The following is a 17,396-nucleotide window of genomic DNA, read 5'->3' on the forward strand; positions in this document are numbered from 1 at the left end:
ACTGCCGACCGACACCGAATCAACTCAGGACCGACGCACACCAGGAGCCACGACGCAGATGACGCCCGATCCGTCGAACCGCAGCAACGGCCGTCCGCCGACGTTGCGCGAAATCGCCGACCAGGCCGGGGTCCACATCTCGACGGCGTCGCGGGTCCTCCGTCAGCCCGAGCCCGCCGACGGCTGGTCCGACTCCGCACTCCGAGTTCGTCAGGTTGCCGAGGAACTCGGTTACCAACCGAATCTGTGGGCAGCCAGCCTTCGTACCCGCAAGACCACCACCATCGGCGTCGTGATGCCGAGACTGACAGACGTTGTAGTGGCCACCATGTTCCAAGGCATCGAGGAAGCCGCCACCGCAGCCGGGTACTCCGTCTTGCTCTCCAGCCCGCCCGACGATCTGGAAGCGCAACGCAAAGCGGTCGAGTTCCTGGTGAGCCGACAGGTCGACGGTCTCATGCTGAGCAGCATTCACCTGCCGGGTACCGATTTCGTCGACTCGCTCCCCCTGCGCTCACTGCCGATCCTGCTGCTGAACCGGCACATCGACTCGGCGACGTCATCCGTCAAACGAAGCCTTCCCTTTGTCAGCGGCGACGACCGCCTCGGCGGCTACCTCGCGGGGAAGCATCTACTGGACTGCGGCTATCGCGATCTCGGAGTGATCGCGGGGCCGGATCACGCCAGCACGTCGCGGGAACGCGTCGCGGGTTTCCGCGATGCCCTGGCCGAAGCCGGTCTGGAACTGCCGCCGAACCGAATAGTGGCCTCCGAGTTCGAAGTTCAAGGGGGTGTCGATGCGGCTGCCACACTGCTCAGTGGGAACACGCGCCCTGACGCCGTCTTCACGGTGAGCGACACCATCGCGATCGGCGTACTCGGTGTGGCCCGTGATCTCGGGTTGAGCATTCCCGACGATCTTGCGTTGGTCGGCTACAACGACATTCCGGTTGTCTCCCAACTCCCGGTGCCCCTGACGACGGTCAGGTCCCCCGCTCGAAAGATCGGTGCGACCGGGCTCGAGCACCTACTGGCACTGATCTCCGGCAAGAGCGTCGAATCCGTGAAGCTTCCCGTCGAACTGATCGCGCGAGCCTCCACCAGAAAGCCTGCCAGTCGCAAACTCTGAGCAGCTACCAGACCTGAGATTCGTCGATGCCCAACTGTCGCGCGTAACCGGAGTTGAGTGCGTCCCAGCCGTACTCGCGCGCCCGTTCACCCACAATCGGTCCGAAGGGCTCGCCTGCCAGAAGGGCATCGAGTACGTCGAAGCACAGATGCCACCCCGCAGCGAGCGCCGACGCCATCCCCTCGGCGCGCGACCTCTGCGTCAGCACGACGCGGGTACCGCCTTCGATCGGGGTCAGGTCCCACACCAATTCGTCCGGGCCCCACTCGTGTTCGAGCCGCCGAGTGGTCTCCACGACGTGAACGGTGACCGGCAGCGACATTTCGGGGGCGCCGTCCTCGGTGAGCATGGTGATCACCGCATCACCGGTACGGCTCAGGTTCCGATCGGCGGTGTACGGCGTCCATTGCGCCAACATCTCCGGGTCGGTGATCGCCTCCCACACCTTCTCGACGGAATACGGCAGCACCCGAGGAAAGCTGACGACTGTGTCGTCACCGTCGACGCTCACCGTGACGTCGGACAGGGCACTGGGCTGATACGGCTGGGCACTCATGGTTCGATCTCACCAGGAACCACCGACACGGGCAACCGCCCGCTCGGCGTTCAGAACGCAAACACCGCCGATGCGGCCGCGACTGTCTCCTCCACCACCGGAAATTTGACCACGGACAAGTCGTGTCGAGCTCCTTCGAACTCCACCAGACGCGTCGCGGCGGGAATCAAGGCGAGTGCTGCCCGCATCTCCTCCGTTGTCGCGAACTCGTCCTTCGAACCGTGGACGACAACGGTCGGTGTGTTCAGTTCGGGCAGGTGTTCGGTTCTGAGCTTCTCGGGCTTCTTCGGTGGATGCAGTGGATAGGAGAGAAGGACCAGGCCGTCGACAAGTCCCGGGTTCTCCGCCGCAAGCATCGACGCCTGCCGACCGCCGTACGAATGTCCGCCGAGCAGAACGGGTCCGGGCACCGAGTAGTCCTTGCGAAGAGCAGCAATCACCTCGGCAATGCCCGCGCGATCCTCCGCAGCACGCGACGGATGCGGAGGCCCCGAAGCTCGACGCACCCGAAACGCGAGATCGAAGCGCAGAACTTGCGCTCCTGCCGCAGCAAAGCCGTCGGCAACAGCACGCAACAGCACGGTGTCGCAGTTACTTCCCGCGCCGTGAGTCAGTGCAAGCGTGGCGACGGGCGACGCGAAGGACACAGAAGCAGGTCGATGAAGGAAACCGTGCACCGCACCTTCGTCGACCGTTTCGACAGTAGTCATGGACGCATCCTTGTCCGACCCGCTCGGGCCTGTTCGACCGCGGCAGTCATGCTGCCCTCGTAAACCGGACCGTGTCCGGGAAACAGCACGCCGGCAGGTGCACCGGCGATATTGTCCAACGCCTGGTCGGTCGCTTCACGGTCATGATTGAAGGGGCACACCAGAAATTGTGGTCCGGCGACACTCGACGTCGCGTGTCCGGTCACCAGAGCGTCACCCGACGCGATCACTCCTGCGTCGGGAACAAGGTAAGCGCTGTGGCCGTCGGTATGCCCATGAGTGGGAATCGGCACGATCCGACCGGGAACGTCCAGCGCACCACCGGACGCAAAGGACTGTGCCCGAGGCAGTTCCGCACCTTTCAACGCGCCGACTCCGATCACGTCGCGAAGCCATTTCGGAGCACCTCGCCGCCACAACAGCAACGGAACTCCGGCCGGCGACAACTGTTGCAGATACTCCCTCTTCGCATGCGGCACTTCCAACGGATCCATCAGGACCGGAACCTCGAGCCGAGTCACGATGTCCGCGATCCCACCGATGTGATCGATGTGCGCGTGAGTGACGAGAATTGCCCGAACATCCCCGAGCTGGTGACCGATCTGTTCGATCGAGCGTTCGACGTCGGTGCCGTTGGCCGGATATCCGCCGTCGATCAAGGTCAGATCGGACCCCTCTTCGACCAGGACCCAATTGGCGTGACCGCACCGAACCAGATGTGTGTTCTCGATCTGCGTGATCGACAGTGCCGCAGTAGTCATGCTTGGTAGTCTGCGCCACGTGTCGGAATCCGTGAAGCAGGCCAGCAGCCGCAGCATTCGAGATCGCGCCGAAGCATCCTTGGTGGCAGCCGCATTCGCACTGCCCAGCGCGGTGAAACGTCGAATCACCGGACCACCCGTCGTCATCGAGGGCAACACGCTCGACGCCGACGCACACCTTCTGCTCACGCTCGCGAAGACGCGGCCACTCCCCTCGCATTCAACCGATCCCCAGTCACTCGCCGCTGCTCGCGCCAATCTCACCCGAACCGCGATCATGATGGGCGGCAGGCCCACGCCCGTCCACACCGAGGAGATCTCCGTTTCGGGTGCCGACGGCCCGCTTCGCGCCCGGCTCTACGTCCCGACAGCCGACACCGGCGCTCTGCTCGTCTACTTCCACGGCGGCGGGTGGGTACAGGGCAGCATCGAATCCCACGATGCCCCGTGCCGCCTGTTGGCCGAAACCTCCGGCGCACGGGTCATCTCGGTCGACTACCGGCTCTCACCCGAATTCGCTTTCCCCACACCGGTACACGATGCCTACGCCGCCTACCTCGATATCGTCGACCGCGCCGACGAGTTCTGCGCAGACCCGACGCGCATCGCTGTCGGGGGCGACAGCGCGGGCGGGCATCTTTCCGCAACGGTCGCGCTGCGTGCCCGCGACGACGGCAAGACCCCACCGGCGGCGCAGCTGTTGATCTACCCCGCGACCGACTTTCACGAGAAGGCCCCCTCGCGAACGACGTTCGGTGAAGGTTTCTTCCTGACCGAGGCCAACATGAACTTCTACGAGTCCAGCTTCCTCGGCAGCAATGCCGATCGACTCGATCCGATGGTGTCGCCGCTACGCGCCCCCGACGCGACCGGACTGCCGCCGGCCATCGTGATCACGGCGGGATTCGATCCACTCCGGGACGAAGGCGAAGCCTACGCAGCTCGATTGCGCGACAACGGTGTTCACGTGACCGATCGACGCTATCGCGGGTTCATCCACGGCTTCGTCAACGTTCTGGGACCGAGCGTGGGTTCGCGCACCGCCGTCGCCGAGATCGGCGGAATGCTCCGCGTTCTACTCACCCACCCAGCAAAATCTCCCGCAACGTATCCACCAGCGGATCAACCGGCAGCTCAGGGCTGATCGCACGCTGTAGCCCCAAACCGATTCCGACGCTGAGTATGCGCAGTGCCGCGGCGTTCGGGTCCAGTGCCGGCGTCACGCCGTTGGACTCGGCAAGATGTTGCACCACTCCGGCAATCAATCCGCGCACCTGATCGGCACCCGTCGCGATCTTTTCGCGGATCTCTTCGCTGTGCCGCGATCGCACCGAGAACTCGACTTCGAGCAACGTCCATCTCTTGTCCCCGATGGTTCGCTCGGCCCATCGCGCGAACTCGGCCACCGCGTCGTCGAGCGTCGAATTGGCTCCGAGCTGTGAGGTGATCTCGCCGACCTTGGTCAACCTGATTCGGCCGAGCACCTCGGCGCACAACTCGTCCTTGTTCTTGAAGTTCGAGTACACCGCACCTTTGGAATAACCGGCATTCTCAGCGATCTGATCGAGCGACGCGGCGGCGTACCCGCGATCGAGGAAATGTTCGACGGCCGTCGCCAACAAGGTCTCGCGGGTCATCGCCTGCGCTTCCTGCCTGGTCAATCGCGCCATCGGAACCTCCTCGCGGTTCTGAGTATCGAGATTCCAACGGTAGCCGAATACCGGAAGCGCACCGCAGGCGCACTCCCGAAACCCAAATTTGGGGTACCCACGTTATTCAGATACTGATAGTCTCCGAAATATGACTTCAGAAGTGACCGGCACCACCGCACCCGGGTCCGGACGACACAGCGCGCCTAGACGGGGATTGGCAATCGGATGCGGCGGCACCCTCGGCTTCGCCTGGACCGTTGCTGCCCTCGCCTCGGTTCGGGACGCCCTCGACTGGGATCCCCGCGAAGCCACCGCCATCATCGGCACGTCCGCCGGAGCCGAGTTCGTGACAATGCTCGGCAGCGGAGTCGGCGTCGACGAGTTGGTAGCCATGCAACTCGGAGAGCCCGCCGCACGTCCCGAACTCCTCGCCCACACAGCATCGGCGCCCGGAAGAATCCCGCCACTTCCGAGTTTGGGGATCGGCAATCCACGACTGGTGACGCGTCGAGATCTTCCCGTTCTGAGCCGGATGAGCGGTATCGCACCGCGTGGTGGCGGCGACCCGTCCTGGCTCACCACGCTCGCCGAATCTCTTGCCCCTGGCGATTCGTGGCTCCCACATCCGTGCGCGTACATGGTATCCATGGACTACAGAACCGGGCGACGGGTCGCGTTCGGGGCACAGGGGGCTCCGAAAGCGACAGTCGGTGAAGCGCTTCGAGCGTCTTGGGCGATTCCCGGCTGGTTCCCACCTGTCACCATCGACGGCGTCAGGTACATCGACGGCGGCGCGGCGTCCACGGCATCGGTAGACCTCCTGCTCTCCCTCGAACTCGACGAGCTGGTTGTACTGGCGCCCATGGCATCTCGAACACTGAAGCCGGCGCGCGGCGCCGCCCGTATCGAACGCGGCGCCCTGCGGAACTCCATGTCCAAGGGCCTCGACCGGGAAATCGAACTGGTCCGCGCTGCGGGAACCAGGGTCTTGCGCATAGACGCCACCGACGACGATCTCGCCGTCATGGGCGCCAACTTCATGGACGGCCGACGGCGGCTCGCCACCTTCGAATCATCCCTACGTACAACACGTGCGAGCGTGAAACGCGAACTCGATGCGCGCCCGTTCCACTCCACCCCGTCCCACCAGTGAAAGCGCAGACTCAGTGAACAACAGAACTGACCACTTCGAGGTCGTGATCATCGGTGGCGGGATCTCCGGGATCGGTGCCGCAATTCACCTGCAGCGCCTCGGGATCGACAATTTTGTCCTGCTCGAGAAAGCTGACTCCCTCGGCGGCACCTGGCGCGCCAACACCTATCCCGGTTGTGCCTGCGACGTTCCGTCCGGCCTGTACTCGTATTCCTTTGCCGCCAATCCGGATTGGACCCGACTGTTCGCGGAGCAGCCGGAGATCCGCGAGTACATCGAGGACACGGCCGTCCGCCACGGCGTCGACAAGCACGTTCGCTTCGGGGTCGAAATGCTCTCCGCACAGTGGGACGCATCGCAATCACTCTGGAAGATCACAACTTCCAGCGGTGAACTCACTGCTCGTTTCGTGATAGCCGCCGCCGGCCCGTGGAACGAACCCTTGACGCCCACGATTCCCGGGCTGGAAACGTTCGAGGGCGAGGTGTTTCATTCCTCGCAGTGGAATCACGACTACGACTTGACCGGAAAGCGCGTCGCCGTCGTAGGTACCGGCGCTTCCGCAGTCCAATTCGTGCCGCGCATCGTCTCCGACGTGTCCGCCCTTCACCTTTACCAACGCACCGCTCAATGGGTCCTTCCCAAGCCCGATCACTACGTACCGCGGATCGAAAGGTCCGTCATGCGATTCGTACCGGGAGCGCACAAGGCTCTACGCAGAATCGAATACGGAATCATGGAAGCGCTTGGATTGGGGTTCCGCAATCCGTGGATCCTGCGTATCGTGCAGAAACTCGGGTCGGCCCAATTGCGCTTGCAGGTGCGCGATCCGAAGCTACGCAAGGCGCTGACTCCCGACTACACCCTCGGTTGCAAGCGACTACTCATGTCGAACTCGTACTACCCGGCCCTCGGCAGACCCAACGTGACCGTCCATGCCAACGCAGTCGAAGAGATCCACGGCAACACCGTGATCGGAGCCGACGGAGTGGAATCGGAAGTGGACGCCATCATCTTCGGAACGGGCTTCCACATCCTCGACATGCCCATTGCATCAAAGGTATTCGACGGAGAAGGTCGATCACTCGACGATCATTGGCAGGGAAGCCCGCGGGCGTACTTCGGTTCCGCCGTCAGCGGATTCCCCAACGCGTTCATTCTGCTGGGCCCGAGCCTCGGCACCGGACACACGTCGGCCTTCATGATTCTGGAAGCCCAACTGAACTATGTGGGACAGGCGATCGGCCACGCTCGTCGGCACGGCTGGAAAACCATCGACGTGCGCCCGGAAGTACAGGCAGCCTTCAACTCTCAAGTTCAGGAGGCATTGGGTACAACGGTCTACAACGCCGGTGGTTGCGAAAGCTATTTCTTCGACGTCAACGGCCGCAACAGCTTCAACTGGCCGTGGTCGTCAAGAGCCATGCGTCGACGGCTACGGGCCTTCGATCCATACGCCTACAACCACACGCTGTCCGACAACCCTGCGTCAGACGACACCGCCGCTGAGCCCACCACCACCCCCGAACCGGAGTACACCACATGAGCCTTTTCGGCACCACCTACCCGCCGATCGATCTCGACGGAGCAGTCGTCGTCATCTCCGGAGGTGGCCGCGGAATCGGCCGGGCCACAGCGGAGTTGTTCGCAGCTCGCGGCGCACTCGTCTGCGTCGGCGACCTCGACGAGGAGACGGCCGTCGACACCGCCGCATCCATCGGCGCACGGGCCCGCGGGTACGCTCTGGACGTCACCTCACGCGAATCCTGGGATGTGTTCGTCTCCACAGTGATCGGCGAATTCGGTCACATCGACATTCTGGTCAACAATGCGGGCGTGATGCCGCTCGGCAGCTTCCTCGACGAGTCCGACGCCACCAGTCGAGTAACCCTCGACGTCAATGTCTGGGGCCCGATTCACGGGATGCGCACCGTGCTGCCCGGCATGGTGGATCGGCGACGCGGCCACGTCGTCAACATCGCATCCATGGCAGGCAAGCTACCGGTGCCAGGAATGGCCGTGTACAACGCAAGCAAGTTCGGTGCGGTGGGCCTTTCCGCCTCTGCTCGTGTCGAATTCGCAGATTCCGGCGTCAGCGTCAGCGCCATCCTGCCCAGCGCGGTGCGCACCGGGCTCTCCTCCGGTGTGCCACTCGGAAAGGGCATGCCGACGGTTGAACCCGAGGTCGTGGCCAAAGCTGTCGTCGACACGGTCGCGCACCGGCGAGCCGAAACTACTGTTCCGCGTTACCTTGCGGGCTGGGACCTCATCGACGCTGTAGTACCCGAATGGATGATAAACATCGGACGCCGGGTGATCGACGATCGCCGCGCGCTGACATCGGTAGATCCGAACGGGCGTGCGGACTACGAAAAGCGAGTGGCACGTCAGGCCGAAAACGAGGAGCACGATCGGAGATGAAGCGGGTAGTTTCGTGGCCATGTACATCCGCCGCGAAACTTCTTCCGACCGTGACGCAATCTATTCACTGCTCGGGGCGGCGTTTGCCGACCAAGCGCCGCCCGGCGAGTCTCCCTACGAGATCGAACTGACACGTCAGCTCTTCGCCTCGAACGACTACTTACCGAAGTTGTCCCTTGTCGCCGTCGCCGGTGATGAGATCGTTGGTTTCGTGATCGGAACACGCGGATGGGTCGGTCCCGTTGAGGCGGTTGGCCTCGGCCCGTTGGCAGTCACACCGGACAACCAACGCAGCGGCGTCGGTTCGGCGCTGATGCACGCGGTGATCGGTGCGTCCGACGCTCTGGACGTGCCACTGCTCGCCCTCCTGGGCAGCACCGAGTACTACCCGCAGTTCGGGTTCGTCACCAGCACGGACGCCGGGATCGAGTCTCCGGAAGCCGAGTGGGGCGAGCACTTTCAGATCAGGACCCTCACCACGCACCGCCCCGATCAGACGGGGAAGTTTTCATACGCAGCGCCTTTCGGGGTCGCTTGACCCTCAGCGCGATGTAAGAGTTCTTTGACATCCAGCGCACGTAGACCTACGCTCAGGCATGTCAAAGAACTCTTACACCTGGGAGGCTTCATGAGCACCACGGCACGGTGGAGCCTGATCATCGGTATCGGCGTCGCAGCAACGCTAGCCTTCAGCTTTTTTGCAGCATTGACCGCCGATGATCGGAAGACGTTGGCCTTCATCGTCTTCGCAATCGTCATGGCACCGGCTTGTATCGGGTCGGCGTGGGCCCTTTTTCCATCGGAGAACGACAAGGCCCCCGCCTACCCCGAGGACACCGTCGAAACAGAATGGAGTCGCAAGGCCGGCTTCGGCGCGTTCACCGACTTGATCACTGCCATGGGGATCGCGCTGATCGCGCACAATGTCTTCGGCGCTCCCGAACTGCCGCTCGTAATGTTTACAGCCCTCGGTCTGGCCGACTTCGGAATCCGGTACTGGGCAGTGTCGAGGGACCGCACCCCACATTCGAGATCTGACGAGATCTGATGCGCAACAACCTTCAAGAACTTCGTACGGCAGCCGGATTGTCACAGCAAGCGTGCGCCGACGCGCTCGGCATCACACGCCAGACCGTCATCTCGATCGAGAAGGGACACTTCGACCCGCGTCTGTCACTGGCGTTCCGAATCGCCGAATACTTCGACAAACGCGTAGACGACATTTTCTCCAGCTGACGCCGTCTCGAACTGACGGAAGATCAGTCGAGCTGCGGTTTCAGTCGAACAGAGTTGGCGATCCGTTTTCGTCGTTCCCGTCTTCGACGGCCGTTGCCTTCTTGCCCGAGCCCTTGCGGACGACGGTCAACGTCGTCGTTCGACGCGACAACCTGTGCCCGTCACTGTGTTCGAGCAGCGCCATCCCCTGGCGAACTTCGACTACCGTCCACGGACCCGCATGGCCGGCTGCCTGCACGAGGTCACCGGACTCCACCTCAGTTGCCATGACCACTCCTTGTTCGTCGTGTCCTGCACGTTCTCCTTCCTATTATCGACGCGGCCACCTGGTAGTCGACGCGCAGGGTACCTACGCTGCAGCTGCAACCTTGACCGCATGGCCGACTTCGGCTCGGAATGCCGCGTATTCGGGTGAGCCTCGGAGATCGTCGGGATCGACGCCGGTTCGTGGCAGATCGATTTTCAGGTCGAGCGCGACCTTGCCCGGTCGGCTTGTCAGAACTACGACGCGGGAGCCGAGAAAGGCCGCCTCGTCGGCACTGTGAGTGACGAAGACACTTGTTCGCCCCGATTCGGCACTGACACTGCGCAGATCCTCCTGCAGACGCTCGCGAGTGAGGGCGTCCAGCGCGGCAAAGGGTTCGTCCAACAGGAGCAACGACGTTTCGGCCGCCAAGGCACGAGCAATTGCCACCCGCTGCTGCTGCCCGCCGGAGATTTCCCAGATACGCCGGTCCGCAGTGCCGACCAGACCGACGCGGTCGAGAAGCTCGTCACGCCTTTGCCCGCGTTCGCTCTTCGCAACGCCGGCGTATTTGAGTGCCAGATCGATGTTGCCGCCCACCGATTTCCACGGAAAGAGCCGTGGCTGCTGAAACACCACTCCCGCACTCGACCCGGGAATCGGGTCGGATCCGGAGACCTGAACCGTTCCACTGGAAGGACTTTCGAAACCCGCGATCAGCCGCAGCAATGTGCTCTTGCCGCAACCCGACGCTCCGACGAGAACCAGAAACTCACCAGGTGTGACGTCGATCGATACGGGCCCGAGTGCCGTGACGGACTCTCGACCGTGGCCGTACCTGTGTGAGACGGTGTCGATTCGGATCGCGCCCGGGCGGTCGGGGGCGAATCCTCCCGAGGCCTGCTGTGCGGTCACGCTACTGGTCAAGGACATCGGGAAGCCCCTTCACATAGAGAGCATTCTGAAAGACCGCCAGATCAGGCACACTGTCGATCTGCTTCTGCTCGGCCAGGAATTGCGCTGCACTCTGCAGGTTCACTGCCAGATTCCCGGGAGCGCCCTCGGTGCCCAACCATTCCGGCGAAGAGATCTGCTCCGGAGTGAGGAACACACCCTGTTTCAACTGCGCTGCCGCGTCTTCCTTCGAGGCGCCTAATTGTGCGGCAACAGCTTCCGCTGCCGCGTTCGGATCAGTGGCGATCGTCGTGAGCGCACGGGCCTGAACCTGGCGCCAGGTGTCGACGATCTCGGGGTGATTCTTGGCAAACGCAGTCGACACCACACCAAGATCGAGTGTCGGCTTTCCTGCTGTCGCGAGCTCACGGCTGGCGATCAACTGTGTTCCGTCCTTACGGAGTTCGTCGAGCGTGGGCAGCCAGGTGTAGACGGCATCGATGTCACCGCGCTGCCAGGCTGCGAGGGATGCTTGCGGCTGGAGATCCACCAATTGGACGTCGTCGGCACTGAGTCCGGCCTGGTTCAGCGCTGCCAGCAGACTGTAGTGCGCGGTCGAGGCGAATGCCGTGGCCACTTTCTTGCCACGCAGATCTGCGACGGTCTTGATTCCGGTTGCGTTGCGCGCCACCAGGGCTTCGTTGTCGCCGGCCACGTCGAGAACAAACGCGACCTGGTACGGAATGTTCAGCGGTGCCGAGAGGCCACGAGCAACCGGGCTCGAACCGATTGCGCCGAAATCGATTTCACCGGCGATGAAGGCGGTGTTGATGTCGGCTCCCGAATCGAACTTCGTCCACTTCACGTTGTACTCGGGCAGTGCGTCTTCGAGCCAGCGATTGTTCTTGACTATCAAGTCGCCGCTCGGGAACGACTGGTAAGCGATACGGATTGTTTCCTTGGACGAATCCTGGCCCGAATGATCCACCGAGCACGCACCGAGAACAAGGGCAAGGACGCCGATCAGCACCGTGAACGCCGTCCGGGCAGCCCTTCCTTCATTGGGCGTCGAATTACTGCTGCGCTTCAGATTGCTGCTGGCGTGTTTCTGATTGTCAGTCATACTTTTCCCCTCCAGGGAACGGCGCGGCGCTCTGCAGCCCGCAGCAGTCCGTCGATGATCAGGCCGGAGAATCCGATGGCAAAGATCCCCACCAGCACGACCGGTGTGTTGTTGTAATTGCTTGCATCCTTGACCATTCCGCCGATTCCGGGGATGCCGTTGAACAGTTCGGCCGCGACCACCGACGAGTACGCCATACCTACCGACAACCGAATGCCCGTGAAAGTTTCCGGTAAGGCCGACGGGACGACGACGTCCCGGATCACTTGCGCCCGTGAGGCTCCCAGGGCCCTCGCCGCTTCGACCAGTCCGACCGGCGCCGCGACCACAGCAGCTGTGGTGGCCACCGCTGCCGGCGGAAGAGCAGCGAGCGCCAGCAATGTAATCTTCGGCGCCTCGTCGATTCCCAGCCAGATCACCAGCAGGAAGAAATACGCCAGGGGCGGCAGTGCGCGCAGGAACGTCAACCACGGTTCGAGCAGGCTCCGCAGCCATGTCACCGATCCCATGGCCAAACCGAGGATCACGCCCAATCCGACGCCGATGATCACACCGACCAGCACCCGTCGCAGCGTCATGTAGAGGTGCTCCCAGAGCAGGTAACCCTGGTAGCCGCGCACTCCGTCGTGCGTGGTCATCGTGTTGACGAAGGCATGCCAGACCGTGCTCGGGAACGGCACGAAGGTCTCACTCCAGGTGCCGCTCGCGGCAGCGACCTGCCACAGGGCCAAGAATGCGATCACGGAAAGCACCGGCAGTCCGACAGTGGTCGCACTCGAAGTCCACGGCCGACGCGGCTCACGGTTCGGTTCCGTGACTGATGTTGGTTCTATTGCTTCGACAGGAGTCGACATCGCTGTTCTTCCTCGACGTACGGAAAATTCCGGCACACATGCAGCAACGGGCGCATATGCAGGGGCGAAGGCGCACAGAGCGGCGCCATTCTCACTCAGGAGAGTCGGAAGGAATCAACAGCAACAGCAGTTGGCACCAAGACGGCACAGGTCGACGGCGATGCGTCGTGTCAGTGGCGTCGAGGGCATGGGGGTAATTACTACCTGTGTCTGCAATTACCCGCAAATGCGGGGGAAATAGGCGTCAGTCGGCCAAGCGAACCGACAGCGAATACATGAGCGGGATCTCGGGTCGTCCGGCCGGGACTCCCCAACGCTTGCCGCCGAGTTCAGCCATCTCCTCGAATCCTTGCCAACCGTTGGCGTACGGGTACTCGTCGAAGGACTCGAGCGTCAATCCGGCGCGCCGCAAAGCTCCTAGCACCTCGGAAATGGACCAGTTGAATTCACATGAGGGGAAAGGATTTTCGAAGTTCTCGACTCCGTTTCCCTCAGCGCCTGGCAAGATGAGATCGGCCGAATCTGCCACGTAGTCGCCCACGCCACGGGGTTCGGTCACGGGAGTCCCGCCTCCGTACGGGTATGTCAGCGACCACTTCTCGTCGAAACACATGGCAAACGGATGAAACTCCACCAGAACGAATCGACCGTTCGGCGCGAGAACACCGGCAATCCCCTCGGCCCACTCGTCGAGATCGGGTAACCAGATCACCGTTCCGTACGAAGAAAAGACTCGGTCGAACTTTCTCTGGCCAGCGGCAGCAGCGCGGAGCCACGCAGATACATCGGCACGCTCGAAATCGGCGGCAATTCCGGATTCCGCGGACAAGGTTCGGGCGAAGTCGATCGCGGAATCCGCGATGTCGACGCCGGTCACCGCGGCACCGAGAGCGGCCAAACTCAACGAATCCTGACCGGAATTGCACTGCAGATGAAGAATCGAGGAGCCGTCGATCTCGCCGAGCAGCGCCAGTTCTTCCGGATACAAGGTCGACCCGCCGTTGCGAAAGAACTGTGCCTGGTCTCCTTTGTGACTGTTGTGAGCGACGGTCGCCGCATTCCACGACAACCGATTCATCTCCGCTGCATCCATCACTACTGCATCCACCTCTACTGCATCCACTTCTCGACCCACAACAAGTCCGCCCGAGTTCACCACGTCCCCGGTCACGTCGGCAATCGATTTACTGGGCTGGAAACCTATCCGAACGAAGATGCAACAGGTTACAGTTTTTCGACGGACCATCGAAGGAGAACCAGTGCGCTACGGACTCAGCCTGTTCACCAGTGATCGCGGCATCCGCCCTGCCGATGCAGCAAAGGCTGCGGAGGCGAATGGATTCGACGCCTTTTACGTTCCGGAGCACACTCACATCCCCGTCTCGAGGGATTCCGATCACCCCGGAACCCAGTCGGCCGAATTGCCCGACGACCGTTACATGCGCACACTCGACCCCTGGGTTGCCCTCGGCACCGCCGCGTCGGTCACGAACACCATCCGATTGGGCACCTCCGTGGCCCTCCCCCTCGAACACGATCCGATCACTCTCGCGAAAACCATCGCATCGCTGGACCATCTTTCCGGCGGACGCGTGGTCTTCGGCGTCGGATTCGGCTGGAATGCAGAGGAACTCGCCGACCACGGCGTACCGCCCAACAAACGCCGGACCGCACTCCGCGAGTATCTCGAAGCCATGGGCGAACTGTGGTCGAAGGAAGAAGCGTCGTACGACGGCCAATTCGTGAAGTACGGACCCAGCTGGGCGTGGCCCAAACCAGTTCAGAAGCCCCGTCCTCCCATCCTCTTGGGCGGCGGCGGCAACGAGAAGACTTTCAAGTGGATCGCAAAGTCTGCCGACGGGTGGATCACCACACCCATCGAGCAGGAGATCGACGGAAACGTGGAACTGCTCCGAAAGATCTGGGCCGAAGCAGGTAGAGTCGGCGAGCCTGAAATAACCGTCCTGGCAGGCAAACCCGATTCGGAGAAGCTCGCCCACTGGGAAGACATCGGTGTCACCGAAGCAATGTTCGGCACTCCGGACAAGAGCCCCGAAGAGGTTGTCGGATACATGGAACGCCTGGCAGCCAAGCTCGGACGGTGAGGTCCGCCACAGCATCTTGACCTCAACTGCACTCGAGGTTTTAACGTCGGTATTGCACAAGACAGTGCAACGGCAGCAAACCCGAGACAGAAGAGGGGCGAGGAGTGACCACAAAACTGGTTGGCACCCAATCTGTTTCGGGCGACTCTGTTGATGCGGAGCCGTCCATCCGAAACTCCTTCGTCGAGGCGTTCCGGAACCATCCCGCCGGCGTCTCGATCATCACCGCAACGGGCGATGACGGCCCGGCCGGCATCACGTCATCGTCGGTGATCTCGATCAGCGCCGATCCTGCAGTTCTGGCGTTTTCACTGCAGTCGTTGCGAGGCTCTGCGAGCGTCATCGCTTCCGCCCGCAGTTTTGTTGTTCACCTGGCAAATTCGGCGAACGAACGACTGGCTTCCACGTTCGCAACCCGCGGCGCTGTGCGCTTCGGAGACGATATGCCCTGGTCGTTTCTCTCGACGGGTGAACCGTTCCTACATGGGACAGGCCACGCCCTGCGTGCGGTTCCCTTGAATGCCACTACATGTGGCGCCGCAGTGATCGTCACTGCACGCGTCGTCGACGTCATCGATCCGCAGCACATGTCAGCGCCGCTCGTCTATCACAATCGAACCTATCGAAATCTCTCGACTCACAACATTTCCTCAAAGGAAGGCATGTCACATGACTGAATACGTTCTCCCCGAACTGGATTACGACTACGCCGCTCTCGAACCGCACATCTCCGGCGAGATCATGGAACTGCACCACAGCAAGCACCACGCCACGTACGTGGCGGGCGCCAACAGCGCAATCGAGCAGTTGGCTGCTGCGCGCGAAGACGGCACGATCACCGCGAAGGCGCCGCTGCTCAGCAAGAACCTCGCCTTCCACCTCGGCGGCCACACCAATCACTCCATCTTCTGGAAGAACCTCTCCCCCAACGGCGGTGAGCGGCCAGAGGGCGAGTTGGCAGCCGCAATCGACGAGCACTTCGGCACCTTCGACGCATTCGTCAACCACTTCTCCGCTGTAGCAACCACTTTGCAGGGGTCCGGCTGGGCGGTACTGGCCTACGACACGGTCGGGCAGCGCCTGGTCATCGAGCAGCTCACCGACCAGCAAGGCAACATCAGCATCGGTATCGTTCCGTTGCTCATGCTCGACATGTGGGAGCACGCTTTCTACCTGCAGTACAAGAACGTCAAGGCCGACTACGTGAAGGCCTACTGGAACGTCATCAACTGGGAAGACGTTGCACAGCGATACGCGACGGCCACAGCCTCGACCGGCTTGATCGTCCCCGCCTGATCGTCCCCACCCGATCACTGCCATATCACCCCGATCAGCCCAGCTCGGCACGGTGGCTCCGTTGCCGAGCTGGGTTTTTACACCCCCGAGATCGATGTATGTGAAGGCAGGTAACATACACCGAGCGCGGCTGACTCGGCCGTCCGCCGATTCGACTCCGAGGGGAACCAGTGCTCGATATCAGTGGTTTGATCGCGACGTGGCGTCCGACGCTGGACACCGCAGCACGCAATGCATGGGGACTCTCGTTCGGCGACGGTGTCGAGAAGACCGAACGCACCCCGTCCGTACTGATCAGCGAAGGTCCACACCGCGATCTGTATCGCTTCGGCGCATTGTGGAGGCCAAGAGGTAATCCGGTTCTCCTCGTACCGCCCCTCGCGGTTTCAGCCGACTGTTACGACCTTCGTGCGGGCCAAAGCCTCGCCGCGCACCTACTGGATGGGGCGAACACGCCCTACCTCCTCGACTACGGGACCATGCGGTACTCCGACCGCGGGATGGGTTTCGAGGCCTGGGTCGACGACATCATCCCCGAAGCGATCCGTACGATCTCGGATCTACACGACGGCGCACCGGTTTCGCTGATCGGGTGGAGCCTCGGCGGGACCATGTCTCTGCTCACGGGCTCCGCTCACTCCGACCTGCCGATCGCATCGATCACGGCAATCGGAACGCCAATCGATTACACGAAGATTCCCGCTATCAGCCCCTTGAGGCTGATCGGCAAATACACGGGCGACACCCCACTCACGTCCGCGACCAATCTTGTCGGCGGACTACCTGCTCCACTCGTTCAGGCGAGTTACAAGGTGACGGCGTTGCAGCGCGAAGTTCTCAAGCCATGGTTCATCATGCGCAACCTCCACAACACCGAGACACTGGCTCGCATGGAATCGATAGACAAGTTCATGGCAGCCATGCCTGGATACCCTGGCAAGGCTTTTCAGCAGATCTGCGAACAACTCATGCTCGGCAACAATCTCTACAACGACGCCGTCACGCTTGCCGGACGCGAGATCAAACTGTCAGCTCTGAGCGTTCCCGTTCTCGCGATCGGCGGCACCACTGACGTGATTGCACCCATCGCTTCGGTGGAAGCAATCACGTCGGTCCTCACCGGCGCGCCGTCGGTCCGGTTCGAGAAGGCGCCGGGAAGTCACCTCGGGCTCGTTGCCGGCCCCACCGCGAGAGACTCCACCTGGGCGCACATCGACGAATTCTTGAAAGAGAATGCACCGCAGTTGGTTTCGACCAGCTAA

The 17,396-nt window shown here is 62.2% G+C and carries 21 protein-coding genes; 12 read left to right on the forward strand and 9 right to left on the reverse strand.

What is annotated here, in order from left to right:
• Nucleotides 1-58: 58 nt before the first annotated feature.
• Entirely contained in the window at nucleotides 59-1,129 is a 1,071-nt protein-coding gene (locus tag EHW12_RS24115) for a LacI family DNA-binding transcriptional regulator (RefSeq protein WP_125051926.1), read from the forward strand.
• A 4-nt stretch (nucleotides 1,130-1,133) separates the two neighbouring features.
• Here the strand turns inward: EHW12_RS24115 and EHW12_RS24120 are convergent, their stop codons facing one another.
• From EHW12_RS24120 to EHW12_RS24130, 3 genes are read right to left on the reverse strand one after another with little or no spacing between them, the layout of a single operon-like run.
• Entirely contained in the window at nucleotides 1,134-1,685 is a 552-nt protein-coding gene (locus EHW12_RS24120; protein WP_003940599.1) for an SRPBCC family protein, read from the reverse strand.
• Nucleotides 1,686-1,735: 50 nt separating this feature from the next.
• Nucleotides 1,736-2,395 carry an alpha/beta fold hydrolase gene (locus EHW12_RS24125; RefSeq protein ID WP_058037738.1) on the reverse strand — a complete coding sequence of 220 codons (660 nt, stop codon included), beginning with the start codon at nucleotides 2,393-2,395 and terminating at the stop codon, nucleotides 1,736-1,738.
• Complete coding sequence (locus EHW12_RS24130; protein ID WP_042922301.1) at nucleotides 2,392-3,156, reverse strand: MBL fold metallo-hydrolase; 765 nt, start codon at nucleotides 3,154-3,156, stop codon at nucleotides 2,392-2,394. Before EHW12_RS24130 ends, EHW12_RS24125 begins: the two co-directional genes overlap by 4 nt.
• Before the next feature lie 19 nt (nucleotides 3,157-3,175).
• Here EHW12_RS24130 and EHW12_RS24135 point away from each other — a divergent pair, with 19 nt between their 5' ends.
• Entirely contained in the window at nucleotides 3,176-4,300 is a 1,125-nt protein-coding gene (locus tag EHW12_RS24135; RefSeq protein ID WP_228232235.1) for an alpha/beta hydrolase, read from the forward strand.
• On the opposite strand, the gene EHW12_RS24140 is transcribed toward EHW12_RS24135, so the two are convergent.
• Nucleotides 4,236-4,826 (reverse strand): TetR/AcrR family transcriptional regulator, encoded by a 591-nt coding sequence (locus EHW12_RS24140; RefSeq protein ID WP_125051928.1) that lies wholly within the window; start codon nucleotides 4,824-4,826, stop codon nucleotides 4,236-4,238. The two genes, EHW12_RS24135 and EHW12_RS24140, sit on opposite strands and share 65 nt — an antisense overlap.
• A 130-nt stretch (nucleotides 4,827-4,956) precedes the next feature.
• On the opposite strand from EHW12_RS24140, the gene EHW12_RS24145 reads away from it, so the two are divergent.
• The 6 genes from EHW12_RS24145 to EHW12_RS24170 all read left to right on the forward strand — a co-directional run bounded on the left by EHW12_RS24145 (nucleotide 4,957) and on the right by EHW12_RS24170 (nucleotide 9,618).
• Complete coding sequence (locus EHW12_RS24145; RefSeq protein ID WP_125051930.1) at nucleotides 4,957-5,961, forward strand: patatin-like phospholipase family protein; 1,005 nt, start codon at nucleotides 4,957-4,959, stop codon at nucleotides 5,959-5,961.
• 13 nt (nucleotides 5,962-5,974) lie between these two features.
• Nucleotides 5,975-7,507 (forward strand): NAD(P)/FAD-dependent oxidoreductase, encoded by a 1,533-nt coding sequence (locus EHW12_RS24150; RefSeq protein WP_125051932.1) that lies wholly within the window; start codon nucleotides 5,975-5,977, stop codon nucleotides 7,505-7,507.
• On the forward strand, nucleotides 7,504-8,382 hold the full coding sequence (locus EHW12_RS24155; RefSeq protein ID WP_007733788.1) for an SDR family oxidoreductase: 879 nt from the start codon (nucleotides 7,504-7,506) through the stop codon (nucleotides 8,380-8,382). The genes EHW12_RS24150 and EHW12_RS24155 overlap by 4 nt, the downstream gene beginning before the upstream one ends.
• A 19-nt stretch (nucleotides 8,383-8,401) precedes the next feature.
• Nucleotides 8,402-8,920, forward strand: coding sequence for an N-acetyltransferase (locus tag EHW12_RS24160; protein WP_003940356.1), 519 nt, complete (start codon nucleotides 8,402-8,404; stop codon nucleotides 8,918-8,920).
• A 90-nt stretch (nucleotides 8,921-9,010) separates the two neighbouring features.
• Entirely contained in the window at nucleotides 9,011-9,430 is a 420-nt protein-coding gene (locus tag EHW12_RS24165; RefSeq protein WP_030535224.1) for a hypothetical protein, read from the forward strand.
• Nucleotides 9,430-9,618: a helix-turn-helix transcriptional regulator gene (locus EHW12_RS24170; RefSeq protein WP_003940277.1), complete on the forward strand. Its 189-nt coding sequence runs from the start codon at nucleotides 9,430-9,432 to the stop codon at nucleotides 9,616-9,618. The genes EHW12_RS24165 and EHW12_RS24170 overlap by 1 nt, the downstream gene beginning before the upstream one ends.
• 40 nt (nucleotides 9,619-9,658) lie before the next feature.
• Here EHW12_RS24170 and EHW12_RS24175 read toward each other — a convergent pair whose 3' ends face one another.
• The 5 genes from EHW12_RS24175 to EHW12_RS24195 form a co-directional block, all read right to left on the reverse strand.
• Nucleotides 9,659-9,886, reverse strand: coding sequence for a hypothetical protein (locus EHW12_RS24175; RefSeq protein ID WP_007733785.1), 228 nt, complete (start codon nucleotides 9,884-9,886; stop codon nucleotides 9,659-9,661).
• Nucleotides 9,887-9,967: 81 nt separating this feature from the next.
• A complete protein-coding gene (locus EHW12_RS24180; RefSeq protein ID WP_007733784.1) occupies nucleotides 9,968-10,795 on the reverse strand; it encodes an ABC transporter ATP-binding protein in 828 nt (275 codons plus the stop codon).
• Nucleotides 10,779-11,879, reverse strand: a complete 1,101-nt coding sequence (locus tag EHW12_RS24185; protein WP_007733783.1) for an aliphatic sulfonate ABC transporter substrate-binding protein — start codon at nucleotides 11,877-11,879, stop codon at nucleotides 10,779-10,781. The genes EHW12_RS24180 and EHW12_RS24185 overlap by 17 nt, the downstream gene beginning before the upstream one ends.
• On the reverse strand, nucleotides 11,876-12,733 hold the full coding sequence (locus EHW12_RS24190) for an ABC transporter permease (protein ID WP_003939782.1): 858 nt from the start codon (nucleotides 12,731-12,733) through the stop codon (nucleotides 11,876-11,878). Before EHW12_RS24190 ends, EHW12_RS24185 begins: the two co-directional genes overlap by 4 nt.
• A gap of 244 nt (nucleotides 12,734-12,977) precedes the next feature.
• Entirely contained in the window at nucleotides 12,978-13,904 is a 927-nt protein-coding gene (locus EHW12_RS24195; protein WP_007733782.1) for a class I SAM-dependent methyltransferase, read from the reverse strand.
• A gap of 88 nt (nucleotides 13,905-13,992) precedes the next feature.
• Here EHW12_RS24195 and EHW12_RS24200 point away from each other — a divergent pair, with 88 nt between their 5' ends.
• From EHW12_RS24200 to EHW12_RS24215, 4 genes are all read left to right on the forward strand, one after another.
• Nucleotides 13,993-14,838, forward strand: a complete 846-nt coding sequence (locus tag EHW12_RS24200) for an LLM class F420-dependent oxidoreductase (protein ID WP_007733781.1) — start codon at nucleotides 13,993-13,995, stop codon at nucleotides 14,836-14,838.
• 104 nt (nucleotides 14,839-14,942) lie between these two features.
• A complete protein-coding gene (locus EHW12_RS24205) occupies nucleotides 14,943-15,515 on the forward strand; it encodes a flavin reductase family protein (protein WP_007733780.1) in 573 nt (190 codons plus the stop codon).
• Complete coding sequence (locus EHW12_RS24210) at nucleotides 15,508-16,134, forward strand: superoxide dismutase (protein WP_003940303.1); 627 nt, start codon at nucleotides 15,508-15,510, stop codon at nucleotides 16,132-16,134. The genes EHW12_RS24205 and EHW12_RS24210 overlap by 8 nt, the downstream gene beginning before the upstream one ends.
• Nucleotides 16,135-16,304: 170 nt before the next feature.
• Nucleotides 16,305-17,396, forward strand: a complete 1,092-nt coding sequence (locus EHW12_RS24215) for an alpha/beta fold hydrolase (protein ID WP_007733778.1) — start codon at nucleotides 16,305-16,307, stop codon at nucleotides 17,394-17,396.

The organism is Rhodococcus sp. NJ-530, assembly GCF_003860625.1.
In the GTDB taxonomy this organism is placed as follows: domain Bacteria; phylum Actinomycetota; class Actinomycetes; order Mycobacteriales; family Mycobacteriaceae; genus Rhodococcus_F; species Rhodococcus_F qingshengii.